The sequence below is a fragment of the Paenibacillus maysiensis genome (assembly GCF_000520815.1).
Classification (GTDB): Bacteria; Bacillota; Bacilli; order Paenibacillales; family Paenibacillaceae; genus Paenibacillus; species Paenibacillus maysiensis.
In genome coordinates this window covers 28,159-53,724 of the sequence record NZ_ASRY01000283.1, presented here as the reverse complement: position 1 = coordinate 53,724, position 25,566 = coordinate 28,159, and the positions used below count along the sequence as shown (strand labels likewise).

General features: G+C 48.6%; 18 protein-coding genes and 1 pseudogene. 13 read left to right on the top strand and 6 right to left on the bottom strand.

All coding sequences use genetic code 11. The features are described from left to right. The coding region (locus tag L696_RS0121345) for a phosphorylase family protein (protein WP_025685451.1) at positions 1-456 on the bottom strand (456 nt) is incomplete at its 3' end. A gap of 261 nt (positions 457-717) precedes the next feature. Continuing rightward, entirely contained in the window at positions 718-963 is a 246-nt protein-coding gene (locus tag L696_RS0121340) for a hypothetical protein (protein WP_025685450.1), read from the bottom strand. A 311-nt stretch (positions 964-1,274) separates the two neighbouring features. Between L696_RS0121340 and ppk1 the strand changes: the two genes are divergently transcribed. After that, complete coding sequence (ppk1, locus tag L696_RS0121335) at positions 1,275-3,407, top strand: polyphosphate kinase 1 (RefSeq protein ID WP_025685449.1); 2,133 nt, start codon at positions 1,275-1,277, stop codon at positions 3,405-3,407. Here ppk1 and L696_RS0121330 read toward each other — a convergent pair. Continuing rightward, positions 3,367-4,914 carry a Ppx/GppA phosphatase family protein gene (locus L696_RS0121330; protein WP_025685448.1) on the bottom strand — a complete coding sequence of 516 codons (1,548 nt, stop codon included), beginning with the start codon at positions 4,912-4,914 and terminating at the stop codon, positions 3,367-3,369. The two genes, ppk1 and L696_RS0121330, sit on opposite strands and share 41 nt — an antisense overlap. Positions 4,915-5,100: 186 nt before the next feature. On the opposite strand from L696_RS0121330, the pseudogene L696_RS32530 reads away from it, so the two are divergent. Together L696_RS32530 and sda are read left to right on the top strand one after the other, a co-directional pair. Next, positions 5,101-5,349: pseudogene (locus L696_RS32530) on the top strand (YheC/YheD family protein); the annotation flags it as partial. Positions 5,350-5,614: 265 nt separating this feature from the next. Further along, a complete protein-coding gene (sda, locus tag L696_RS0121320) occupies positions 5,615-5,758 on the top strand; it encodes a sporulation histidine kinase inhibitor Sda (protein WP_025685447.1) in 144 nt (47 codons plus the stop codon). Positions 5,759-5,918: 160 nt separating this feature from the next. On the opposite strand, the gene L696_RS0121315 is transcribed toward sda, so the two are convergent. Continuing rightward, positions 5,919-6,923: an NAD(P)/FAD-dependent oxidoreductase gene (locus L696_RS0121315; protein ID WP_025685446.1), complete on the bottom strand. Its 1,005-nt coding sequence runs from the start codon at positions 6,921-6,923 to the stop codon at positions 5,919-5,921. A gap of 239 nt (positions 6,924-7,162) precedes the next feature. Between L696_RS0121315 and L696_RS0121310 the strand changes: the two genes are divergently transcribed. From L696_RS0121310 to L696_RS0121280, 6 genes are all read left to right on the top strand, one after another. Beyond that, positions 7,163-8,353, top strand: coding sequence for an NAD(P)/FAD-dependent oxidoreductase (locus L696_RS0121310; RefSeq protein ID WP_025685445.1), 1,191 nt, complete (start codon positions 7,163-7,165; stop codon positions 8,351-8,353). Between the two features lie 378 nt (positions 8,354-8,731). Next, a complete protein-coding gene (locus L696_RS0121300) occupies positions 8,732-10,192 on the top strand; it encodes an SWIM zinc finger family protein (RefSeq protein WP_025685443.1) in 1,461 nt (486 codons plus the stop codon). Positions 10,193-10,231: 39 nt separating this feature from the next. Next, positions 10,232-12,091 (top strand): HEAT repeat domain-containing protein, encoded by a 1,860-nt coding sequence (locus L696_RS0121295; protein WP_025685442.1) that lies wholly within the window; start codon positions 10,232-10,234, stop codon positions 12,089-12,091. Next, positions 12,088-13,194, top strand: coding sequence for an AAA family ATPase (locus L696_RS0121290; RefSeq protein WP_025685441.1), 1,107 nt, complete (start codon positions 12,088-12,090; stop codon positions 13,192-13,194). The genes L696_RS0121295 and L696_RS0121290 overlap by 4 nt, the downstream gene beginning before the upstream one ends. Before the next feature lie 2 nt (positions 13,195-13,196). Then, positions 13,197-15,518, top strand: a complete 2,322-nt coding sequence (locus L696_RS0121285) for a DUF5682 family protein (protein ID WP_025685440.1) — start codon at positions 13,197-13,199, stop codon at positions 15,516-15,518. A 41-nt stretch (positions 15,519-15,559) separates the two neighbouring features. After that, a complete protein-coding gene (locus tag L696_RS0121280) occupies positions 15,560-16,780 on the top strand; it encodes a VWA domain-containing protein (protein ID WP_025685439.1) in 1,221 nt (406 codons plus the stop codon). 262 nt (positions 16,781-17,042) lie between these two features. On the opposite strand, the gene hemQ is transcribed toward L696_RS0121280, so the two are convergent. Then, positions 17,043-17,822 (bottom strand): hydrogen peroxide-dependent heme synthase, encoded by a 780-nt coding sequence (gene hemQ, locus L696_RS0121275; protein WP_025685438.1) that lies wholly within the window; start codon positions 17,820-17,822, stop codon positions 17,043-17,045. Positions 17,823-18,169: 347 nt separating this feature from the next. Here hemQ and L696_RS0121270 point away from each other — a divergent pair, with 347 nt between their 5' ends. The 4 genes from L696_RS0121270 to uvrC all read left to right on the top strand — a co-directional run bounded on the left by L696_RS0121270 (position 18,170) and on the right by uvrC (position 23,625). Then, complete coding sequence (locus L696_RS0121270) at positions 18,170-19,687, top strand: replication initiation and membrane attachment family protein (RefSeq protein ID WP_025685437.1); 1,518 nt, start codon at positions 18,170-18,172, stop codon at positions 19,685-19,687. Positions 19,688-19,988: 301 nt separating this feature from the next. After that, positions 19,989-20,936, top strand: coding sequence for a primosomal protein DnaI (gene dnaI / locus L696_RS0121265; RefSeq protein WP_025685436.1), 948 nt, complete (start codon positions 19,989-19,991; stop codon positions 20,934-20,936). Between the two features lie 125 nt (positions 20,937-21,061). After that, positions 21,062-21,379 carry a thioredoxin gene (gene trxA, locus L696_RS0121260; RefSeq protein ID WP_025685435.1) on the top strand — a complete coding sequence of 106 codons (318 nt, stop codon included), beginning with the start codon at positions 21,062-21,064 and terminating at the stop codon, positions 21,377-21,379. A gap of 155 nt (positions 21,380-21,534) precedes the next feature. Further along, a complete protein-coding gene (uvrC, locus tag L696_RS0121255; RefSeq protein WP_025685434.1) occupies positions 21,535-23,625 on the top strand; it encodes an excinuclease ABC subunit UvrC in 2,091 nt (696 codons plus the stop codon). On the opposite strand, the gene L696_RS0121250 is transcribed toward uvrC, so the two are convergent. Further along, positions 23,594-25,324, bottom strand: a complete 1,731-nt coding sequence (locus L696_RS0121250) for a CPBP family intramembrane glutamic endopeptidase (RefSeq protein WP_025685433.1) — start codon at positions 25,322-25,324, stop codon at positions 23,594-23,596. The two genes, uvrC and L696_RS0121250, sit on opposite strands and share 32 nt — an antisense overlap. Positions 25,325-25,566: the final 242 nt, after the last annotated feature.

Below are 25,566 nucleotides of genomic sequence, written 5' to 3'. Positions count from 1 at the left end.
CCGTTCTGCGGTTGCCGCCGTACCTGTCGCCGTCGTGACGGTCAGAATCGGCCCGGCGACGGCTGTCTGTCCGGCGGCGCGCAGCGCCTGAACGAGCCGCTGCGTGGTTGCGCCGTTTACGGCGATTCGGCTGGAGCCGAAGCCCAGCTCGTCCACGCTGCTGAAGCCCTCCGCTGTCTCGGCCCCGAGGTCGGCGGCGATGATCGCGTCAGCGACGACGACGCTCTCCAGTGCGGCTACATCCACGAAGCCGCCGCCGATTCCGGCGCTGATGACCAAGCGGTAGCCACCGCCAGCCAGTGCCAACGCGGTCGAAGCCGCTGCGGACGGAGCGCCCACACCAGCCAGCTCAACTGCAAAGCGGCTGTCGCCTTTCAGCCCGCGCAGCACGGCTTCCCGTTCGCCCTCAACCGCGGTCATGATCAGGATGCGTCCGTCTGATGTTGTAGGCTCCATCGGTTGATTCCCCTTTAAATTTAGATCATATGCTACTTTATCATACTGCTTTTTGAAACGATGTTCAAAAAATAACGACAAAAAAAGCGCTCTGTGGCGCTTTTGGTATAAACCTGCAATATTTTTCACAAACCGAAAGCCAGCAGCATTGCTGCCTTAAATAATAACGATTACCCTGTGGTAACAGTTGGACATCAGTTATTTTCAAGGTAAAAAAGCAATTCTAATCTGGAAGAACAGTACAGGCATAGCATATAATAATTATATCGGCTGATCCTTGGTGATCAACTGAAACATCGTGATATTGCGGTCATAATGGCTTTGGGTCCCATTCTGATTGCGCACCCGAATCATCTCGCTGCTGAACAATTCGATATATCCGCTGCCAATCTCGCAGTATACGCCCGTTGGGTCCTCCTGCCAGACTGAAACGAGATGCTGAGACAGCGCCGCGGTGAAAAATTCGATGTTTTTTTGCAGTACGCGTGGCGTTTTCTTGGGTTCCATAACGTAAATCCTCCCTATATGATGCCATTTGAAAATAAAGCAATTGAACGTGGCTGCTATGTGGCAAGTAACAACATGATAAAAATAACAAAAACGGTGAAAAAGTGCGGTTCGACAATCTACTACCTCAATGAAACAGACGTAATCACTGTACCCTTTAATGCTATTTTTGTAAAGTATCCGAGTGACCTTTTCAACATCAGGCTGCGTTTACACACATTTTACATTGCGTTTACACAGCTATGATGCTAGTGCGTTTCATCTAATAGTACAATGAAGCATAACTATACTGCATGATTGATGGAGGCCATATGTTGATAGAGAGTCAGAATAAGGATAAAGATAAAGATAAAGATAAAGATAAAGCCGGGTCAGAACGCTACTTTAATCGGGATTTAAGCTGGATTGAATTTAACCGCCGTGTGCTTCAGGAAGCGCAGGATACAGATACACCGTTGCTGGAGAGAGCCAAATTTTTGGCGATTGTGTCCAGCAATCTGGATGAATTTATGGCTGTTCGGGTGGCAGAGACGCGGGAGAAGATCAAGGCCGGTTTTATGCAAAAGGACTTCACCGGATATACCCCCTCCGGTTTATACAAACGGCTGATTAAGCGCACGGTCTCGATGGTATCGGAGCAGTATCGAACCTATCGCGAAGTTTCTCGCCTGTTGACGAAAAAGGGGATTTTGCTGCTTGAATATGAGGGCTTGAATGCGACACAGCGCAAGTCTCTGGATACCTACTTTCATGAAATTATATTTCCGGTGCTGACGCCGATGGCGGTCGATCAGAGCCGTCCTTTTCCACTGGTTCATAATAAATACGTATATTTGGCAGTTGTATTGAGACGTCAAGGGGATACGGAGGAGGATAAGCCGTTTTTTGCCATTGTGCAGGTGCCTTCCAATATTCCGCGTGTCGTGTCTGTGCCGCTACGTTCCAATAGCAAGAAGAAATCATTCATTTTAATTGAAGAGCTGATCAAGCATCATATTCAAACGCTGTTCACGGGTTATGTGCCAGAATCGGTTCAAGCCTTTCGTGTCACGCGCAATTCCGATTTGTCCATTAATGAAGAAGAAATCGAAGATTTGCTCGAAGAGATTGAAAAAGAACTGCGTCGAAGAAGACGCGGTGCGCCGGTAAGGCTGGAAGTGGAAAAAGGAATTCATCCCTTTGCTTTGACGGAGCTTCAGCGCGAATTCAAACTGTTCGATCATGTGTTTGAGATGGACGGGCCGCTGGATTTGACGTTTCTGTCGTCCTTTGCCGATCAATTGGAAGGGTATTCGCATTTGAAGTTTCCGTCGATCAAGCCGTTGTACCCGGAAGAGCTGCCTCCGCAGGAGGATATTTTCAACGTACTCCGCAAACGGGACGTGCTGGTGTACCATCCGTATGAATCGTTTGATGCGGTGACTGATTTTGTGATTGAAGCGTCCGAGGACCCGGATGTGATGGCGATCAAAATGACTTTGTACCGTGTCAACGGAGAATCCAAGTTGATCCCGGCATTAGCTCGTGCGGCTGAATCGGGCAAGCAGGTAACGGTGGTCGTGGAGCTGAAAGCCCGCTTTGACGAGGAACGTAATATTGCCTGGGCACGCAAGCTTGAAAAAGCAGGCTGTCATGTGGTGTACGGGCTGGTCGGCTTGAAGACGCATGCCAAAATTATTCTCGTGGTACGCCACGAGCGCAACGCGCTCAAGCGCTACGTGCATGTGGGCACAGGCAATTATAATGAAAGCACAGCACGGGTGTATACGGATATCGGTTTGTTCACGTCGGACCCGGTGCTTGGCGAGGATGCTTCCGAGCTGTTTAATGAAATTACAGGCTTTTCCGCGCTCAAGACCTTGCAGGCTTTCACGGTGGCTCCAACAGGGATGAAGAACAAGCTGTTCGAGCTGATCCGCAGGGAAGCAGAGCAAGCTTTGGCAGGCAAGCCCGCCCGGATTATCGCCAAAATCAACTCCTTATCCAGTCAGGAGATGATTGATGAACTATATGCAGCTTCTCAGGCGGGTGTGAAGATTGATCTGATCATTAGAGGGGTCTGCTGCTTGCGTCCCGGTGTGGAAGGCTTCAGCGAGAATATCAGCGTCATCAGTATTGTGGATCGCTTTCTGGAGCATTCCAGGCTGTTCTATTTTGAAAATGCAGGGGCTTCGGAGTTGTTCCTGTCCAGCGCGGACTGGATGACTCGCAACCTGACACGTCGGATTGAACTGATGTGCCCGATTTATGATGACCGGATCAAGGAGATGCTGTCGGATATTTTGCATTTGTCCCTGAGGGATAATGTGAAGGCGCGGCAGCTTCTGCCTAACGGTAGCTATCAGTTTGTGTCCAGAAACGACGAAGAGGCCCCTGTGCGGAGCCAATCCGAAGCCATGAAGGTTAGAAATTGGAAGAAGGAAGAATGGACCACGACAACGTGAGGTTCCATGCTTTTTGAAAATCTTTGGCGACAGCCTCCAGCTCCCGCTGTTCCAGAATCGGCTCACCCGTGCTTTCCAGACGAAGATGCAGTGCATCGTCTCCTGTGGTGGGATTGATGCTGGTGATAATACCGGATTCGCTTCGATCCATGCCAATCGCAAGCTGGAGCAGCGAGCCGAGTCGATGTACACGCGCTTCGTCGGAAGGCTCCAGAATATCGGCATGGGTGCGCAACAGACGGGGTGTCCGGTTCTTGGGATGGTAGTCCGCGATCAACGCGGCCAATACCGTTTCGCGGTGGGACAGACCGCCGATGCCTGCATGTAGAATCCAGAACACGGAATGCTGGCGAAAATGGTAGTAATTTAAGGCTGCTCCGGTTTTGTACAGCGTTGCGGCGGTCAGCAGCAAACGTTTGTCCATCGCTGAGGACGACACGTCACCCCATACGTCAACGAGTTCGTCATAAAGTCGGACAGCGTACTCGTTAACTCGCTTGACGTGCGTTTCGCTAACCGGGACAGCGAATGAAAGTATATTGCGGATAGAAGCGATGAGTGGATTGTCGACCACAGGCTGTTCGGTATTGACCAGCTCATGAAACAGTCCGTCACGCAAGCCCGCTCCGCTGACCAAATAGGTGGAGCCTTGAGCGGCCTCGAATATCGCTTTCAATATAATGAGTCCCGGTACAATAATGTCGGCTCTGTCTTTGGACAGGCCGGCTGTTTTTTTGCGTTTTTCATAGGAGAGATGGGGCAGACTTACATAGAAATAATTTACATCTTCTGTCGTCATTTCGTAATGGTGTGTCACGGGCAACGAGTAATCCTGTCGCTTCTGATTGATTTTAGCCAAGGTACGCAAGGTACCGCCTAGACCGATGAACGGCAGGCCCGGATTGGAAAAGATCCAATCATGGTTTTGCAGCGAAGAACGGACGAAGCTCTCCATCTCCTCAATTTGCTGAGGGGACCATTCACCGTTCCTGACTTCCCGACCAAAGCGCCAATTCATGTTGACCGCGCCAAAAGGAAACGATACGGTATGAAGCCGCTGCCGCTTGCGGAACAGCGTAATTTCGGTGCTGCCGCCCCCAATATCTATAATAATCCCATCGCTCACATTCATTGTATTTACCACGCCTAGAAAGCCCGCATAGCCCTCCTGCTCTCCGCTCAGTATTTCCAGCGTTAAGCCCGTTTCCTCCGCGATCCATTGAACGATCTCATCTGAATTCGCCGCATTGCGGATGGCGGCTGTAGCTGCTGCCCGCATACGAATGACCCCGTGCATACGGCATACTGCCATAAATTGATTCAGCAATGGAGCGATGCTCCGAACGGCCTCCCGTTCCATACGACCATTCGCCCCAACCTTCTCGCTCAGTCGTGCGGCTTCCTTGCATTCCTGCACAATCCGGTAGGCGCCAGTCTCTGTCATTTCATAGATTACTAGACGAATGGAGTTTGATCCAATGTCCATGATGCCGATTTTATTGTTCATGGTATGACCTCCTTATCGAAAAAAACGATTTGCCCGTAAATTTCGCTGCTCCGTGCAAATGGTAGTCAGATTATTGTCATTGTACCAGTGATATCAGGTGCATGCTACCGTTGGCAGGGATTCTTGTCGAAATGGACTTGGGCCTTGACTATTATCCAAGAATAGCCGGTTGCTGTTGACTATCGGGTAAAAGTGGGGAAGGTGGGCCAGAAATGGGTTTTCCGGTCGGTGGTCGCACGTCATGCTCGACCTGGACTGGTTATTACGAACCTCTGCAAAGGGGGAACTCTGATGAAGGGAATGAATGCGCTTCGGATGATTTATCCCCGCCGGGTGGCTGCCCGAAAGCGACGTGAAATGGTTAATCTTACACAGCGGTGTATTCCTGTACTGGAGAAAAGATTTCCGGGGATTGGACAATTGGGATTTGATTAAATTAACTCCCATAAAATTCAATTTAGTAGATTGTAAATATAATATATATGTGTATACTATAAAAATATTTTTTTATTTACCAGCGTCAAAATCCTGTGTATAAGTATTGTCCACATTATCCCCTGTCACATATATGGCTTAACGACACTTACCAACAATTTATACACAGGATTTCCACAACATGCTGTGGATAACAGAACGCTTGTTCCGTTTTTGGTATTTTGATAGAATAGATTTTGAAATAAAAGGAAAGGTTGTGTCGAGGATGGCTATACTGACGGATGAAATGCTTTTGGATTCCTATCAGATGGCAATCGAGCTTAAACTTGAATGTGACTTCATTGCACTGTTGCTGGCTGAGATTCACAAAAGAAACTTAGAGATGAATACAGCCGTAGTCCTTCATTAGACCGGACAAGCTCTCGTACTGCGACTGTGAGGTCATTCAGGGTTCGAATGGCTTTACGGACAATCACTGCAACGAATAGGCACACCGTAGAAAAGGGTATTTCACTCCAACGATTCAAATTTGGAGTAAAATACCCTTTTTTGTCATAGTCTAGAATAGACTACAGTTTCATGTTACTACTGTGACCCGGGGACAGCTTGGCGTCCGGATCTACATAAACCTTGGCGTTGTTGACGGCCGTAGGCGCTTCACCGAAGCCGACAGCAATCAGCTTGAGCTTGCCCGGATAGGTCGTAATGTCCCCTGCGGCGAAAATGCCGGGAATATTCGTTTCCTGACGGGAATCAACCACGATGGAGTTACTTTCGATTTCGATTCCCCATTCGGCAATCGGGCCGAGAGTGGATACAAATCCAAAGTTAACGATCACATCGTCCACTTCGATTTCCTGAGTTTCTTTGGTTTTTACATGAGCAAGGGTAACCTTCGTAATTGAGTCTTCCCCGTGCAGCTCTGTAATTTCAGTCGGTGTAACGACGTTTACTTTGGAAGCGAGTAGGTTTTCTACACTGTGTTCATGCGCACGGAACTTGTCGCGGCGGTGAATCAATGTAACCTGTTCTGCAATCGGTTCCAGCATAAGCGCCCAGTCTACCGCAGAGTCGCCGCCGCCGCTGATCAGCACTTTCCGGCCTGCAAATTTGCTCAGGTCGCTGACAAAGTAATGCAGGTTCGTTTTTTCAAAACGATCTGCGCCCGGCAGTTCCAGTCTGCGCGGCTCGAAAGCACCCACGCCAGCGGTAATAATGACCGCTTTTCCGTGATACTCGCCGCCTTTATCTGTTTTGACGATGAAGTGGCGTTCTTCCTTTTTCTCTAATGATACGACCTTTTCTTCTAACTGTACTTCTGGGTTAAAGTGGTTCATCTGCTGAACCAGATTGTTGACCAGTTCCTGTGCAGTCACTTTAGGAAAGCCAGCGACATCATAAATATATTTTTCAGGATAAAGGGCTGCAAGCTGGCCCCCGAGTTGGGGCATACTTTCAATTAAGGTGACGGATGCCTGACGCATTCCCCCGTAGAAAGCAGCGAAAATACCGGCTGGACCGCCCCCGATGATAATCAGATCGCGAAGCTCCGCATCTGTGGATTGAGCTGTCACTCTAAAAACACCTCCGAAAGGAATAGTATGGATAATGGTATTGAATATAGAATCAGCCGCATAGAGGTTAAGAAAGCCGCCGAACGTATGATTCACTGTTTATCATTATAAACTCCCGGGTTCCGCTTGCAAAGTTAAAGCTATTAATATTTGATGAAGACTTTCTGTGTGTATAAATTAACCGTTTTCAGAGAAAAGCTGTGAATAATTAATAATTATGTATCGGAAGGGGTAGAAGCATGAGCAGTATTCCCAAAATTGTCATTGTGGGCGCCGGGTATGGCGGTATATTGACGGCTCAGCAATTGCAAAAGGAGCTTAAGCACAATGAGGCGGACGTCACGCTGATCAACCGTCATGATTACCACTATATTACGACACATCTTCATATGCCTGCGGCAGGTACGGATACGATTGAGCATTCGAGGATTCCGATTGCGCAGCTAATCGATGAGTTCAAGGTGGATCTAATCAAAGGGACGGTTAAGGAAATCTTACCGAAGGAGAAAAAAATCGTGTTGGAGGATGGATCGCTATCCTACGATTATCTGGTAATCGGATTGGGCGGGGAACCGGAAACCTTCGGTATTCAGGGGATGGATAAGTTCGCGCTTACAATTCGAAGCATTAACTCGGTCCGCTTGATCCGTGAGCATGTCGAATACCAGCTTGCCCTGTATAAAAATGACGGGAACCCCGGACGGCTGAATTTTGTAGTTGGAGGTGCGGGCTTTAGCGGGATTGAATTCGTGGCGGAGCTGGCGGATCGTCTGCCGCAATTGGCGAGAGCCTATGATATTGATTTTAACCGGATTCAAATTATTAACGTCGAGGCTGCTCCTACGGCATTGCCGGGCTTCGATCCGGAGCTGGTAGAATACGCGATGGATGTTCTCAAGCGCAAGGGCGTCACCTTCCGCATCGGTGTTCCCATTAAGGAATGTCTTGAGGATGGCGTCATTGTCGGTGAGGGTGAGAAAATCGAAGCTTGCACGGTCGTGTGGACTGGAGGTATTCGTGGTAACCGTCTGATCGAGAAAGCTGGATTTGAAGTGATGCGCGGACGTGTGAAGATCGACGATTTTCTGCGTGCACCGGGTCATGAGGACATTTTCATTATCGGGGACAGTTCTTTAATGTTTAATCCCGAAGGACGCCCGTATCCGCCGACCGCCCAAATTGCGATGCAGCAAGGGGTACTCTGTGCGAAGAATTTAGCAGCTACGCTACGGAAAAAGGAGCTGCACAAGTTCGTATTTTCCAATAAAGGAACGGTTGCTTCTCTTGGAAAAGGGGAGGCTGTCGCGGTCGTGGGCAATCGCAAAATAAAGGGCTGGATTGCCGCACAGCTGAAAAAAATTGTGGATATCCGCTATCTGTTCATCATTGGCGGGATTCCGCTGGTGCTGAAAAAGGGACGGTTTTTCTAAACTTGAACATGTAATAAACATAAAAAAATCCTGTGCGATCTTGGGAGCTTGACAGATGCCAGGATTTTTTGACGTTAGCCGAGCGTTCTGGCGACAAACAAGCCGGTATCCGAGGCAGCGATCAAAAGCCAGCAAAAAAACAGCCGATCTGATGTTGGGTCTGGGTGAGATTAAAACACAGTTGGATGGATCGAAGAAAAATGAACCCATTAGGGAAATGTTTTCGTCAATGTGCATTTCATAAGACCAACGTGAGGGCTATTATAAGCTGATCGTAGCAGATTCGGGTCCTTCCAATATAGTACAGAAGTCTTCTTATGTTAAACGAACAAATGTTCTATAATATAAGGACACATCTTATGTAGAAGGAGTAATCCTATGACGCTTGAAATGACGGAATCATATGTAGATGCTTTGGCTCCCAACGCGGCAGCGATAAAGAATGCTCAAGGACTTATCAAGAAGAAAAAGTTCGTCCATCTCCATCAATCCTCGGATGGCACGCTATTATTCGCTGAATGCTCCGGCAGTGGCAGCACGAATTATATATGCTCCGCCGATTTTATACAGCAAGAAAAGCCTGTATTTCGCTGTAATTGCCCCAGCCGCCAGTTTCCGTGCAAGCATGCTCTTGGGATGCTGTATGCCTACGTGGCAGGGAATACGTTTGATATAGCCGAAATACCGGAAGACATCGTGGCTAAACGTGAAAAAATAGAAAAGCGCGAAGAAAAGCAGGCTCAGGCCATCGCTGCGGCTCCAGAGGAATCTGAGGCCAAAAAGAAACGGAAACCCACCGCCAGCAAAAATGCGCTCAAGAAAAAGGTGCAATCCCAGCTGGATGGTCTGGATACCCTGGAAAAGCTTACGTTGTCTCTCATTCGTGACGGTCTGGCAACTGTCGATAGCAAAATGGTCAAAAGTATTCAGGATCATGTGAAGCAGATGGGCAATTATTATTTATCGGGCGCGCAAAATGAGCTGCGCCGCCTTTCATTGCTCTTATCTGACGCTGCTCAACGGGAGCACCATTATACATATATCATCGGGCAATTCACCCGAATACATGCCCTGATTAAGAAAGGGCGTCAACACTTGCAAGCCAAACTGGATGATCCGGAACTGGCCCTCGATCATGAATCCACCATTGAGGAGTGGCTGGGTCATGCGTGGCAGCTTAGCGAGTTGAAGGAAGTGAACCGCGTAACGGAACAGGCTGAACTGATTCAGCTATCCTTTGTCAGCTACGACGATGCGGCGAGGCAGGAATATGTGGATCTGGGGTACTGGTTCGAGCTGTCCACAGGCCTTGTACGCCGGACGTTACAATATCGTCCCTATAAGGCGGCCAAGCTTATGCGGGAGGAAGACAGCTTTTTTGATGTGGCCTGTGTAGACACACTGTACATCTATCCGGGTGACCTTAATCCCAGAGTACGCTGGGACGGCATGACGAGCAGACAATCTACGGCTGAGGATGTACAAGCCGTTGCCAAGCAAGGTGCGCATAGCTACAGTGAGGTACTGAAAATTGTGAAAAATCAGCTCAAAAACCCATTGGCAGACCCTCATCCAGCTGTATTGATTTATGCAAATGAAATTCAGCAGGCTGAGGATGGTACGTGGGTGGTAGCGGATGAACAGGGGCAGCAACTGATACTGGCTGATATTTCTGTAAACCTTCCGGGGACTGTTGATTTATTACCTTATGTACCGGAAGCACAACTAACAGACATGACTTTGTTCGGTGTATTCGAGCACCAAATGGATACCGGCCGATTGGTATTCCAGCCTTTGACGATCATTAAGGACCAGCAGATCACGCGACTATTATATTGATCCGGCTTTATCTCAACTATGCATATCAGGAGGGATCTTATGAGTACCGTATTATTACAGGAGGTGTACAGTGAAGTACGCCGATTATATATTGCAGGCAGTGAACTGGCTTCCGATGATTTCAGGTTGAAGAAATTACTGCCGCGTGTGCAGCAATTAGGCGAGAGAGCGCCTGTGTTCAAGCGTATTGGCGAAGGAATAGCCGCGCTTATTACGCCGGATGTATCTTATCCGTCAGCAGAAGCCGAAGCTTCTACGTTGTCGGCAAGACGCTTGCAGGAGCTTGCTTTGCTGCTTACTTCAGTATTACGGACACAGGGGAGCACAGCAACGGAAGGGAAGCTGGTAAGGGTGGAAACCCGTTCGCTGGATACTTCCAGCGCTTATTCTTATCGGCAAATAGCCGCCGTACAGGAAGCTTTGACGACGACCGGGGGCGGACGGTATGAGATTGTGACGAATGCGTATAAGGAAGGTCTTTTTCAGGATTTACGCCTGATTCCGTTGGCGATCAGAGCACTTGAAGACCCGTATATAGAAATTGCCGAGTTCGCCATGAATAAGATTCTGCCTTCGTATGGCAAACCGATTGTTCCCCATTTGCTGCAAACCCTCGATGCGCACGGTGGCAAACTGGAGTCACGCAAGTTGTCGGTCATTGGCAGTATCGATAAGGAAGGCTCACAGGAAGTAATTTATGAGGCGGCAGCATCCGGCTCCAATGATGTAAGAACGACGGCTATCGGATTTTTGGCAGGTCAGGAATCGTATGTGGAGTCGTTATTGGAATGGAGCGGAGATAAGAAGAAGCCTATCCGTGAAGCCGCTTATGCTGCTCTGGCACAGAGCGATTCTATTGCAGCCCAGGAACGATTATACGAAGCCTTTTCCAGTAAAGATATCGAGTTGGTGACGCTGGCGCTACGTGCCCATTTGTCCGAAGCACTTAAGGAAAAGCTAGCCTTGGATTTCAAGGAGGATTTGCACGCGTCCTTTGAGCTGAAAACCGATGCGAAGAAGCTGGACAAGCTTTCGAAAAAGATAGAGTACTTGTGTGCTGTATTTATAGATCAAACCAGTCCGCTACTGGATGAAATATATATATCTGTATTAAAAGATTCAGAGCATTTTAATGCGATTGGCTGGCATGTACTCATTAATCATGCGCTGGATCATACGGAAAACATAGATTCAGAGGATGTATTGGACTTGCTGTTTCAGATGGAGGAGCGCAACATGCAGTATCTGCCTTATGCCTTCCGTTCTGCTTACCGACAATTATCCCCGGCGCAATTGTATGAACGCTATGCCGGGAATACCGAATTAAAGTGGAAATCGAAAGTAATCCGAGAAGCCAAGGTAAGACGTCAAAAGCTGGTACAGACCTTATCTTCCTACATCATTCAACAAACCAGCGAGTATTATTCCTTGCCTTTTGAGGATTACGATTATCCGCATCTGTTGAATGTATGGGAGCTTCTTCCGCAGGAGGAAGTTCAACTGCGTTGGGACCCCCGTTGGCTAGATTGGGTGATCGAACAGGACGAGCTGGAATTGGCAGCCGGATTTGCACGTGCGGATCATCCGGAGAGTCAGGCATTTTTACGTGATAAATTAAAGAAAAATCCCGAATTCCGCAATAGCTGGAGCTATCTCTTGTTGAAGGCACTGGAGCGGACGGGTATTTTGGCCAAGGAGAAAAACGACTTGCTGCTTACGATTTTGGGAGATAAGCGTAACAAGGATTGCTATATATTGCAGCCGTATTGGTTTAACCAGCTGCTACAGTTGCCTCCTGAGGCAGCAGAACAGGTGGAAGAGGCTCAGTCCCGACATTATCATGAAGCCAAAAAGCAGCTTGCCTATATAACGGAAACACTGAAAGGGATGAGAGCATGACGGAAAATGTACAGGAACCATTGCAGGATATGATGAGGCAACCAGCCGAGCGTTTGTATGAGCATGAATTGGAGGCGTTGCGTCAGCATGATAAGGGGAGAATTCCGGCAGGGTGGCAAATGTCGCCTCAAGCGGTGCTGACCTTTATTACAGGCGGAAAAGCGGGCAAAACTGAAATCACACCCAAATATATCGGCAACCGACGTCTGATAGAAATGGCGATTGCTACTTTGGTGACGGATCGGGCATTGATGCTGATCGGGGAACCGGGCACCGCCAAATCATGGCTGTCCGAGAATCTGTCTGCTGCGATCTACGGTCATTCCGGTCTGGTGGTGCAGGGCACGGCAGGTACAAGCGAGGAGCATGTACGCTATTCGTGGAACTATGCCATGCTGCTGGCGAATGGACCGACGCCGGAAGCGTTGGTGCAAAGTCCGATTATGCGTGCAATGGAGAAGGGGGGGATTGCGCGTTTTGAAGAAATTTCCAGATGTGCCTCCGAGGTGCAGGATGCGCTCATTTCCATTTTATCTGAAAAAACAATTTCGGTACCCGAGCTGGGCAAGGAGATGAATGCACGTAAAGGCTTCTCCATTATTGCGACAGCCAATACGCGTGATCGCGGGGTTAATGAAATGTCGGCAGCGTTAAAGCGCCGCTTTAATATTATCGTGTTACCTGCGCCTTCTACTCTCGAAACCGAGATGGAGATTGTCAAAAAAAGGGTCGGTGAAATCGCATCGGCTTATGACTTACAGGCGGCTGCTCCAGCAGACGAAGCTTTACATAAAGTTGTGACCATCTTCCGTGAATTACGCAGCGGTATGACGATTGATAAAAAGGATAAGGTGAAATCGCCCACAGGTGTCATTTCGACGGCAGAAGCGATCTCATTGCTGACAAATAGCATGGCACTGGCAGCCAGCTTTGGCAGTGGAGAATTGACGGATGAAGATCTGGCAGCAGGGCTTCAGGGGGCAATCGTCAAGGATGACGAGAAGGATCAGCTCGTGTGGAAAGAATATCTGGATCAGGTGATGAAAAAACGGGGTGCGGAGTGGCGCGGACTGTATAAAGCATGCAAGGAGATTAACGGGTGAGCATGAATGGCGGAGCCGTAGAGCAAGTAGGCGTGCATATATTTGGCGTGCGGCATCTTTCCCCCGGCGGTGCCAAGCATCTACTGGATGAATTAAATCATATTCGCCCGACTGCTGTTCTCATTGAGGGACCGTCCGATGCGACAGAAGAAATCAGGCATCTGGCTGAGCAGGCAACCCGCCCGCCTGTAGCCTTGCTTGCTTTTACAAGTGATTTGCCTGTACGAACGGCTTTATGGCCATTTGCTTCCTACTCACCGGAATATCAAGCAATGAAATGGGCCAACGCACATCATGCGATGTGTGCATTTATCGATTTACCTTCATCCGTCATGATCGGACTGGAAGATCTGCGAAGACAGACGCTCAAAGATGCGGATACTCCAGTTCAAGCAGAACATATAACGTCTTCGTCGATCTATGATCGAATCGCTGCCCTTTCTGGTGAGGACGACTATGATATGTACTGGGAACGGAATTATGAACACAATTTAAATCAAGGGGCATATCGGGAAGCGATTCTTGCCTTTTCATCTCATGTACGTGCTTTAACAGAGGAAGTTGAGCGTGTCTCAGCCGTACACGAATTTGCTTATAACGCGATTCGCGAGTCGTATATGCGTCGTAAAATTAAAGAGGCCATCACAGCAGGGCATGAACCAGAGCGTATTGTCGTCATCTGTGGTGCCTACCACGCGGCGGCTCTTGCTGATTTGTCTCACAGCATGATGGATGAGGAATTGAAATGTTTGCCCACGCGTGCCACACGTCTAACGCTCATGCCTTATTCGTATTATAAATTATCCTCCATGTCCGGCTACGGGGCAGGAAATCATGCGCCCCATTATTTTGAAATGATGTGGAGCCGGATGCAACAGGGAACATTAGACGAGCTTCCTCATGAGTACTTATCATCTGTTGCTCGCCAATTACGGCAAAAAGGGACGCATCGCTCCACCGCCGAGGTCATTGAAGCGGTGAGAATGGCGCAATCCCTATCCGCGCTCCGTGGCGGAAGTGCCCCGGTGCTGAGGGACTTGCGTGATGCGGCTCAGACCTTGCTTGGTCATGGCGATCTGTCTGTCGTGGCGGAAGCTTTGTCAGAGTTAAATGTAGGGACGGCGATTGGACAGCTGGCGGAAGGTGTCAGTCAGACGCCGCTTCAGGATGACTTGAACCGTTTATTCAAAAGCTTGAAGCTGACCAAGTACAAAACGACTGTAGCAACAGACTTGATGCTGGATCTACGGGAGAACCGACGCGCCAGCTCTGAGGCATCCGCGTATTTGGACTTGAACCGTTCTTTTTTGCTACATCGTTTAAAGTTGCTGGACATTCCTTTTGCCCAGTTCAGATCAGTGGGTCAGGAGCAGGCGACATGGGCGGAGCATTGGGTAGTTCAATGGTCCCCGGAGACCGAAATACAGGTTGTTGAATCTACGCTGCTGGGCGAAACGGTGGAGGTCGCGGCCGCTTATGTCATGCAGCAGAAGCTGGACGCCTGCCAAACGATTGCCGAGGCTTCACAACTGATTCTGATTGCTTGCGAATGCGGTATGGTGGCTCAATTAGAAAACGGTAGAAAAAATCTACAGCGCTTGGCAGCCGATCAGCAGGATGTCATACAAATGGCAGCTGCGGCTAAAGGGTTATCGACCCTTATTCGTTATGGCGACATCCGGCGAATGGATACTTCGCTGCTTGTACCGCTTTTGGAGCAGTTATTTATGAGGTCCTGCCTGTTCCTCACTGATTCCAGTCATTGCAGTGATACGGTGGCTGTGGACATGGTAGAAGCGATTCAGCAACTCAACCGTATCGCTCTGGATCATAGTGAGCAGGTCGACCAGGAGTTATGGATACAGGAACTGCATCATCTCGCTGCACGGGATGACCTTAACCCCAAATGCTCAGGCTTTGCCTGTGCGTTGCTCCTGGAACGGAATGAGCTGACCCGTGAAGAATGCGCCGCTGAGGTATCGCGTCGGTTGTCGCCGGGTGTACCTGCTGATCTGGGGGCAGGCTGGTTTGAAGGCTTATCCATGCGTAACCGATATGTACTGCTGTCCCGCATGAGTTTGTGGGAGCAGCTAAATGAGTATATCGGCGCTTTGGACGAGGATGAATTTGTACGAGCTCTTGTATTTTTGCGCCGAGCTTTTAGTGTATTTAATTCCGGTGAAAAAACGATGATTGCTGAGCTGTTAGGCGAGCTATGGGGTGTGAATACAGAGCAGGCAGCGGAAGTATTGACGCAAGAGCTGAGGGAGGACGAGGCGAAAATGCTTGATGACTTGAATGATTTTGATTTTGAGGATTTTTAGGGATGACGATAAGCGGAGAAGATCAATCCCAACCGAAAGAAATGGATGCAGTAGATGAACGTCGTGCAGTATCCCGTTGGCGGCTCATTTTGGGACAGACGGCCGAGCCGTCGTTGCGGAACAGCGGCGGTGGGGAAGCTATTGAACTGACGGAAGACGAGCAGATTATGGATCAGGCGTTAGCGGCCATTTATGATGATACCTCCACTTATTCGGGAGAACAGAGTGGCACCGGAAGTAGGAGGGGAGCTCCGGGCAGTGGTACAGGGGCATCGGCTCCACGCTTGTCCAAATGGCTGGGTGATGTACGTACCTTTTTCCCGGAGGATGTTGTATCCATTATTCAAAATGATGCCATGGAGCGCAAAGGATGGAAGCAGCTATTATTTGAGCCGGAAGTGCTGTCACAAGTAAAGCCGGACATTAGCATGGTTGGTACATTAATGGCGTTAAAAGGGAAAATTCCTGAGAAAACGAAGGAAACGGCCCGCCTGCTGATTCAGTCTGTGGTAGATGAGCTGGTCAGAAGATTGGAGCATGATTTACGCCGAGCGGTCACTGGGGCCATTAACCGCAGACAGCATTCCCCGTTGCCCTCATTAAGCGGGTTGGACTGGAAACGGACCATCCAGCGTAATCTAAAGCATTATGACGTCGAGCGTCGCCAGATTGTGCCTGAAAAATTTTATTACTTTGATCGCGCCCGTCGCAGCAAGGAGTGGAAGGTCATTGTGGACATTGACCAGAGCGGCTCCATGGCGGAATCCATTATCTGGGCATCGGTTACGGCTTCCATTTTCGCCAGTATGCCTGCACTCGATACAAGAGTTGTCGCTTTTGATACATCTGTCGTCGACCTGACGGAGCAATGTGCCAATGATCCAGTCGATATGTTGTTTGGTATTCAGCTTGGTGGCGGGACGAATATTGATAAATCGGTTGCGTACTGTGAGCAGTTTATCGAGGAACCGAAAAAGACGCTATTCATCTTAATTTCCGATTTATACGAAGGCGGCAGTCAAGCCAGACTCGTACGGCGTATGCGTGAAATGAGAGAATCCGGTGTCAAAACGATGTGTTTGCTCGCCTTGTCGGATGAAGGTCAGCCCTTCTATGACAAGCGACTGGCCAAGCAATTGTCCAGAGATGGTACACCAAGCTTTGCCTGCACGCCAGCCTTGTTGCCTGCTTTGGTGGAAGGGGCGCTCAAAGGTCAGGATCTGGCTGATTTGGTTAAACGATTGGGAATATCCGTTGGGTAATTCAACGGGTATAGCTGGTTAATAATAAGGTTAGAAAAAAGGTTTTCATGTCTCGCTGGCAAAAAGCGAGGATGCTGCTGTAGTGGTTGAACCTGTGTTTACACTAATATCAAAGAATATGATTTTTCAGGCGCCCGTGAGGGGGCCTTTTCTCATCTTGTGCGGCTTTGAAGCACATAAAAAAGGATTCCGTTGCCCCTATAGCGGGAGTTCACGAAATCCTTGGTCTGTTTATTTTGAAATTCTTCTGGTGATTTACGTTTTACAGCTTCAACATGTCTTCAAATGTTTCTTCGTTCAGGACACTGCCGACATAGAAGGAGCCGAATTCGCCGTAACGGGCGCTGACTTCGTCAAAACGCATTTCGTAGATCAGCTTTTTAAATTGAAGTGCGTCGTCGGCGAATAGCGTGACACCCCATTCCCAATCGTCGAAGCCGATAGAACCGGAAATGATTTGCTTCACTCTGCCAGCATAGCTGCGTCCGATCAAACCGTGACTGCGCATCAGAGTGCGGCGCTCATCCATCGAAAGCATGTACCAGTTGTCGTCCAGATCGCGTTTTTTGTTCATCGGATAGAAGCAAATATAACGAGCCTTGTTCAAAATAGGCTTCAGACGTGCAACAATTTGCGGATTTTGCATCGGATCTTCTTCTTTGCTCAAATAGTTGCTCAGCTCCACCACACTCACGTAAGAGTAGGTTTTAGTCGTATATTTGGCAAAGGTGGTTTTGTTAAACTCATTTTCGAGTTTGTTGAGGTCTTCCAGCGTTTCGCGTAGATGTAACATAACAAAATCAGCCTTTTGTCCGATTACAGTATATACGGCAGAGCTGCCCTGACCCGCTTCCTCGGTAACGCTCCATTCCTTCATAAACTCTTGAAGCTCGTCCAGCGCCCCGGCGCGTTCTTCATCGTCTGCTGTTTTCCATGCCGTCCAGTTGATGGATCGGAAATCGTGAAGTGCATACCAGCCTTCCAGCGTGGATGCTACTTCATTTGGCGTTGATGGGGGTTGTTGAGGTTGATGTTGGTTCACAATGGTCACTCCTTTTTCAAATCTGTAAATAATCATCGGCATGGCCGAAACATGTGCGTTTTAAGTATGTCCTGCGAATGAAGAATGTGTAATGCTTAACTATTATATTGTAGCCCAAATAAAGGATTTTCACCAATGAAAGAAATGTGAAGAATTTTATTTTTTCCGTGATGCAGGTCACAAGTCGTAAAATAGTTAGTATTCTCGAAAAAAGGGGAACACGGACGAATGAGGCTGCCAAAAAGGAGGACAATTGGACTTATTTTGCTGGTCTCAGTTGGGGTCAAGTATGATAGAATAGAAAAACATCTTGGAGACCGTTATGTCAGGAAAGGAAGAATGTTGGAATGCGGATGAAAAACCTGCTGCACTATACTGAGAACCACCGCTACTGCGTTTATCGGGAATTCGGCTTGAGCGCACTGGATGAATTGATGCTGGGAAGCGTCTATCAGCCGATGGTAGGCGCATTTGCGGTCAGCCTGTATCGGCTATTGTTCCAGCATGTGCCAGTCGGACAGATCGGTTATTCGCCGCTGGAGCAGCAGCGTCGTCTTTTTCTGACACTAGGGCTGGAGCCAAGCGAGAAGGGACGCAAGTATCTAATTGAACAGACCTCCAAGCTGGAGGCTGTCGGTCTGTTGCAGACGTCCAGGCTGTATGCACCGGAAACGGACGACTATATGTATGAATATGAGATGCAGCCACCGCTTGCGCCTGTCGATTTTTTCAGGACGCAGCATCTTACTCTTTTGTTGAGAGACAAAATTGGCAAGTTTGCGGTGCTTTCTCTGCGAGAATCGCTGTGGAGCAGCGAATCTGCGGAATGGTCGCAATCTTCCTATAATAAAGAGAATATATCTATTCCGTTTTACGAGTTATTTGAGCTGAACACCCATGTCATTGATTACGAGTTGGAGCAGGCGCTGTCCGAGGTGTCTTCGGGCCGTCACAATGGGGCTTTGAACGCAGAGTCGGAGGAAGGGCTGAATTATGCGGACATCATTCTCCGTTTTCCGCGTGAATCCGTCAACCGCAAGCATGTGGAGCGTCTGCGTTTTGAGCACGAGCAGCTAGGCATGGTCAATTACGTTGTTCGCAAATTTGACTTATCTGTACAGGACATCAGCCGCTTGCTGGATGAGGACGGTATCTTTACAGAAGCGGGCGATTTGTTGCTGGACGAGCTTCAACTCCGGGCCAGCCAGCACTCCAGGCAGGATCGGAAGCGTCAGGAGGAACAGCAGGTGCAGGCCGCCAAAGTGGTTGCCCTGCGTCAGAGAGAAGCTACCACTCCGGAAGAGCCGCCTGCGGAGCAGGCCGTGGAAATGGAGTTCTATGTGGAGGTTCCACCACAGTTTACAGCCAAATGCGACATTCACCAATATAATATGATGCTGCGCAACGAGCCTTATCGTCGTTTGCTGCAAACCTTTTTCCCCGGCACGGTTCCCGGTAACCTGCTGGATATATTCGAAAAGATTGATATCAGCTACAAGCTGCCCGGTGAAGTCATCAATGTACTTATCCATTATTTAATGTCCCTGCTGGTATCAGGAAGCGATCAGCGGATCAACCGCAACTTTGTCGAGGCTGTCGCTTCCAATATGCTGTTAAAGCAGGTAAGTACCTACGAAAAGGCCGTTCAATATATACGTGATCAAGCCAAGGTAAAAGGCAAGCAGTCCGCTGCCTCTCCTTCCGGCGGCCGTTCCCGTTCGTATGCCAAAAACAACGGTCCATCCAAGCCATCCATTCCCATCGTACAGGATCATCCTGCCGAGGAACCGGTATCCGAGGAAGAACTGGATGAACTGCTGCGTCTAGCCGAACGCATGCAATCCGGTAAACAGAAAAAGGTGTAGTGCACAGCTCTACGCTAAATCAAACTATCAATTGGTTTCGATCCAAAACCAATTAGGTATTTAGGTATTATAAAAATGTTCAGCGAAGCCAATTCAAATATGTGTCGACTTTATGGCGGTCGGCAGCGGAGCGGGCAGAATTGTTCTGAAGAAGCGAAGCGTTTGCCTTTATCCCCAGATTTTAACCTTTAAATTCCTTTTGAAATAGAAAAATCCGGGGATAACAGCAATCGGAAGAACAATCTGCACGCGAAGCGTTTCCCCTCCATAACTCTGCACATTTTAGAAAGGAGGAGCGTTCTTGGAATCACTGGGCGATTTGCTACAGCAGATGCAGAACCCTTCGTTTCGCCAGCGCACGCGCAATGTGGCCGATCAGGTTCTCAATGATCCGCTGGTGCAGGAATTTTGTGCTGCGCATCCCGATATTGACGAAACACAACTGCGATTAAACATGAGTATGCTTTTTCAGTATGCCAGGGATCGTCGAAATTGCGACAATTGTCCGGGACTCGAACAGTGTCCTAACGATTTTCAGGGACATTTTTGCAAGCTGGGCGTAGAATACCCAAATGGTACAGCCGAAATGGTGGATATCCGTACCCCTTGCGCCAAGCTGGTAGCTTCACAGCACGAGCAGCGGGTGCGTCAGCGGATTAAAAGCTTTTATGTGGATGAGCGTGCGCTCTTGGAAGGCTATAATGCCCTTGAGATTGCACGTAAGGATGCACAACGTATGCCCGCAGTTACACAGCTATTCCGTTACATCGAAGAAACGAAAAGCCAGGGCCTATCCAAAAAAGGACTCTACCTGGAAGGTACGTTTGGTACGGGTAAGACCTTTTTAATGGGATATCTGCTGCACGAGCTGGCCTTGTCCGGACTGAACGGTGTGATTGTGTATATGCCTGATTTTGTAGAGGACTTAAAATCCATGATTCAGGAAGGGCAGAAGCTGAAGGAAACGACTGAAATGCTTAAAAATTGTGATCTGCTCGTATTTGACGACATTGGAGCTGAAAATTTGAGTCCATGGGTACGGGATCATGTGATGGGCTCGATTTTAAATTATCGAATGAACCGCAAACCTACCTTTTATACTTCGAATTATTCGTTACAAGGGCTGGAGAAGCATCTGAGCTTTACGAGCAAGGACGGTGAGGAATTGTACAAGGGACAGCGTTTGATGGACCGGATTCGCCCTTTTGTAGATGTTATTACCGTTAAAGGGAAAAATCAGCGGGGATAATTGTGAATCAATTTGCTATTTTGATATCTTACAATTAAAAAACTATTGTGATATAATTAAAAGGTGTAAAAAAAGAAATTGCAGGTTATAATAACCTTGACTTTTCTATAAAGGAGGAACATACAATGGCAATTGTTAGCGTGTCCGACCAATCCTTCAACGCAGAAGTCGAAGGTACAGGAATCGTTTTAGTTGATTTTTGGGCGCCATGGTGCGGTCCTTGCAAAATGATCGCTCCTATTCTGGAGGATCTTGCCTCAGAAGTTGGCGACAGCGTCAAAATCGCGAAAGTGAACGTGGATGAAAATCCAGAGTCTGCTTCCCGTTTCGGCGTTATGAGCATTCCTACCCTGATCGTCTTCAAAGACGGACAGCCCGTTGATAAAGTGGTGGGTCTGAACTCCAAGGAAGCGCTGAAAAGCATGCTTGCCAAACACCAGTAATCATCGCATGTGACCCATGCTCCTGCGGGGGCTTGGGGAGCGGGCATGAACGGTCAATGCCTCCGGTTGTAAAAACCGGGGGCGTTTTTGTGTATTATTCCGGTGTATTATATAGTAGTCGAAGTCATTTAAGAATGGAAGGAGGAACCGGACGAATGGAATCTTATGCGGAGGACTTGTGGAATCAGGAGAAGGCGCTGGAGAACATACGGCACAAATTAGCATTGCTGCCGGATGCATCGGGCTGTTACTTGATGAAGAACAGCGAGGGCATCATCATTTATGTCGGCAAGGCCAAAGTGCTGAAAAACCGGGTCCGATCCTATTTTACAGGTAGCCATAACGGCAAGACGCAAAGACTGGTTTCCGATATCCGTGATTTTGAATATATCGTTACGGGCAGTAATATGGAGGCGCTCATTCTGGAGTGCAACCTGATTAAAAAGCATCAGCCGCGCTATAACGTGCTGTTGAAGGATGACAAAACTTTTCCGTATTTGAAAATTACGAACGAGGAGCACCCCAAGCTGGAGGTGACCCGGCGCGTTCTGAAAGATAAAGCAAAATATTTTGGCCCTTATCCTAATTCCTACGCGGCACATCAGACGAAGAAGCTGCTGGATCGCATGTATCCGTTACGCAAGTGCGGTGCGATGCCGAAGGAAGTGTGCCTTTATTATCATATGCATCAATGCCTGGGCCCTTGTGTGAAAGAGGTTGCGAAGGAAACGTATGACCAGATTGGTCAGGAGATCGGTTCTTTTTTGAGTGGCGGGCATGAGGAAATCAAAAAGGATCTTCAACGCAAAATGCAGGAGGCCGCAGAGGAGCTGTACTTTGAGCGTGCCAAGGAGCTACGCGACCAGATTATCAGCATTGACGCGATGATGGAAAAGCAGAAGATCACGACAGCCGATGCGAAGGACCGCGATGTATTTGGATTTTCGGTAGACAAGGGCTGGATGTGTGTGCAGATCCTATATGTTCGTAAAGGTAAAATGATCGAGCGGCATATGTCTACGTTTCCTTTTTACGGCGAGGCCTACAGTGACTTTATGTCCTATGTGACGCAATATTATAGTGATAACCCGGCGGTGCCGCAGGAAATATTGTTGCCGGATACACCGAAGCTGATGAAGCAGGCGGAACAGGGTGATGTCGGTCAATCGGCTGTGGCGGAAGCTGTTTCTCACACTGCAACAACCGAGGAAACCGCACAGACCAGTAACAATGCTGTGCAAGAAGCAGGGACATTATCGGATGTGCCCAATGAAGAGCAGCCGTTCGAGCGTTCCGCGGATGCGCTGCTGGTGGCCGAAGAGCGTGCTTATTATGGAGAAGCAACGGATCAGGACCAGACAGAAGCCCAACTGTCCGGCGGGCTGGAGGAACCAGCTACGGCGGCACTTGCTCTGGCTGAATGGCTGGATGTAAAGGTACTGGTGCCTCGGCGTGGACTGAAAAAGCAAATGACGGGTATGGCTACGGAAAATGCACGGGTTGCTCTGGATGAGAAGTTTAAGCTGATTGAACGGGACGAGGAACGGACATCCAAGGCTGCAAGCAATCTGGGGCGTGCGATTGGGCTGGATAGCCTGCATCGCGTGGAGGCGTTTGATAACTCCAACATACAGGGCTCCGATCCAGTCTCGGCAATGATTGTGTTCATTGATGGCAAGCCTGCCAAGAAGGAATACCGTAAATATAAAATCCGTTCGGTGCAGGGGCCGGATGATTATGAAACGATGCGTGAGGTCATTCGGCGTCGATATGAACGTGTGCTCAAGGAAAATCTGGAGCGTCCGAATTTGATCGTCGTCGATGGTGGACGCGGACAGATTAAGGCCGCTGTGGATGTGCTGGAGAATGAACTGGGTTTGTTCATTCCTGTGTGTGGTCTGGTGAAGGATGCCAAGCACAGAACCTCTCAACTACTGGTGGGGGATTCTCCCGAGGCCGTGACACTGGCCCGCAACAGTGAAGAATTTTACCTGCTGCAACGGATTCAGGATGAGGTTCACCGATTCGCCATTACATTCCATCGTGAGCAACGGGGCAAATCCATGGTAACCTCTCGTTTGGACTCGATTCCGGGAATTGGCGAGAAGCGGCGTAAGCTGCTGCTTAAGCATTTTGGTTCGCTTAAAAAAATAAGAGAGGCCAGCGTCGAAGACTTCCGGCCTCTCTCTATTGGTGATAAGCTTGCGCGTCAGATTATAGCTGCCCTTCGGGAGGAGGAGTCGTAGAATACGGCTCTTCTTTTTTTATGGGCTCAAACATGACTCGATTTGGCTTCTTTGGACTAAACCAGTAAATGATGTAGCCCACAATGGCCGGCAATACGATCCAGAACAAACCTGCGGTCAGGTTTACCGTGTCTCCCAGACTCATCACGCTAAGACCCATCAGAATGCTGTCAAAAATAACGTGGCTGAACATGGCGGCAATAAAGCCGTAACGCAGAAATACAAAACTGAACAGCAATCCAAGGAAGGTCAGCTCGATAGGTCTGGAAATGACCGGATAGATTGGATACAGTGTGTGCCCCAATGCCCAAATCAGCGTGGTAATCAGACAGGCAACAAAAGTATTTCTCACCATCTTTTTCACCATAGGGATACCAAACAGACGGTATACGGCTTCCTCTCCAATGCCTGCCATCCATGCCATAATCGGCAGTAACCATGGATAGGCCATGTTGTAAGGAGATTGTGTGGCATCTGTTGTGGAGAACGTATTAAACGTACGCTCCAGCACAAAGAACAAAATGGATTGTACACCGAGTAAAATAAAGGCCCACAAGTAGCCCACATACATACTGCGAAGCACATACAGCCCGTAGCCCGGCTCTTTGGCGCGTGGCCAGGCATTCAGTCCAACCTTGCGCATCAGCCCGTCACCGCCAACCAAGGAGAAGTAGAGCGATACGGCCATTACGAAAGTAATAAAAATTTGCAAAATCATAAGAAATATAAGCGCTCCCCGACCGCCTGCTTCTGCTTGCAGTATAGGAAGCATGTTAAATGTCCCTGCCATACTGGCAGCAAAATATACAATGGACAGCACAATGCCTCGTACAAAGGAAGTGTGGCGTCGTGTGAGTGAGGCGTATACGATGGCAAGTATGCCTAACACCAAGCTAAATAAAGCATAGCCCGCGTAGGTCATCCAGTTAGCCCAGTACGTTTGCTTTTTGACATAATCCGTATAGGACGATGGGGCGGAAAAGCTCTGTGTAAACGAGCGAACATTTCCGTCTTCAAACGTAAACGCCAGCGTAAGCACAGAGGAGCCGATTTTTTTGTCGTTTACGGTGTACTTCAATCCGCCCTCGCCTTCGGTTGTCGCAAGCTTCAAGTCCGACGGCTTAAAGCCAAAGCGTTTTACCCAGGCTGCCGCTGTCTGCTCCTTTGCTTCCAGCGTCATGTCTCCCTCGGCTGCACGTACAAGCCTGCTACGTGCCTGCTCATCCGTAGAAATATCAGCTTGTGTGTAACTGGTGCTGGAGGTCATTCGTTTAAAGCTGACGACTTTGCCTGTGGACAAATCCACATGAATTTGCAGTTTGCTTTTGGAAGAAGGTTCCGGTAAATCGACCCGGAAGGTTTCATAAGGAAAACTTTTTTTCCATGTACGGTCATACTGTTGAAGCAGCTTTTCTCTGGATAAATAACCGTACAGGTCCGTTTCGGCCTGATAGGTCACGACAGGCTTTTCCGGCTGCGATTCGGTATAGCCCAGCTCGGAGCGGGCGAAGTCCAGCGCGTGTATGACTGCTTCCTGCTTGCTGATGATCTTGGCATTCGTCAGTGCCTCCGGATTCGGATTACTAAACGAGGGAATAAGCAATTGAAAGACAAAAAAGCAAATCAGGCCAATCCCGCTCAGCAAGCCTAATCTTTTGAAGTTGGCCGTGAGCACGACCGGTTTCCCGATAGGATTCATGAGTTTCCTCCTTAATCTGTAAATAAGAACATCCATTAAAGATATCATACTGCACAGGTTCCCGCCAACAGACCTAGGATATTCATGAAAATGGAGTGAAAGCCTTTAAAGTTTCAATAAAATAAGATAAGCTGCGATTAAAGGTGGCCTATTCTCAAATTACCGCTAATTTAACGTTATTTCGACGAAATCGGTTTTGTGCTCTGTATACAGAAAGATTATAATCTGTTGAGATAATGCAT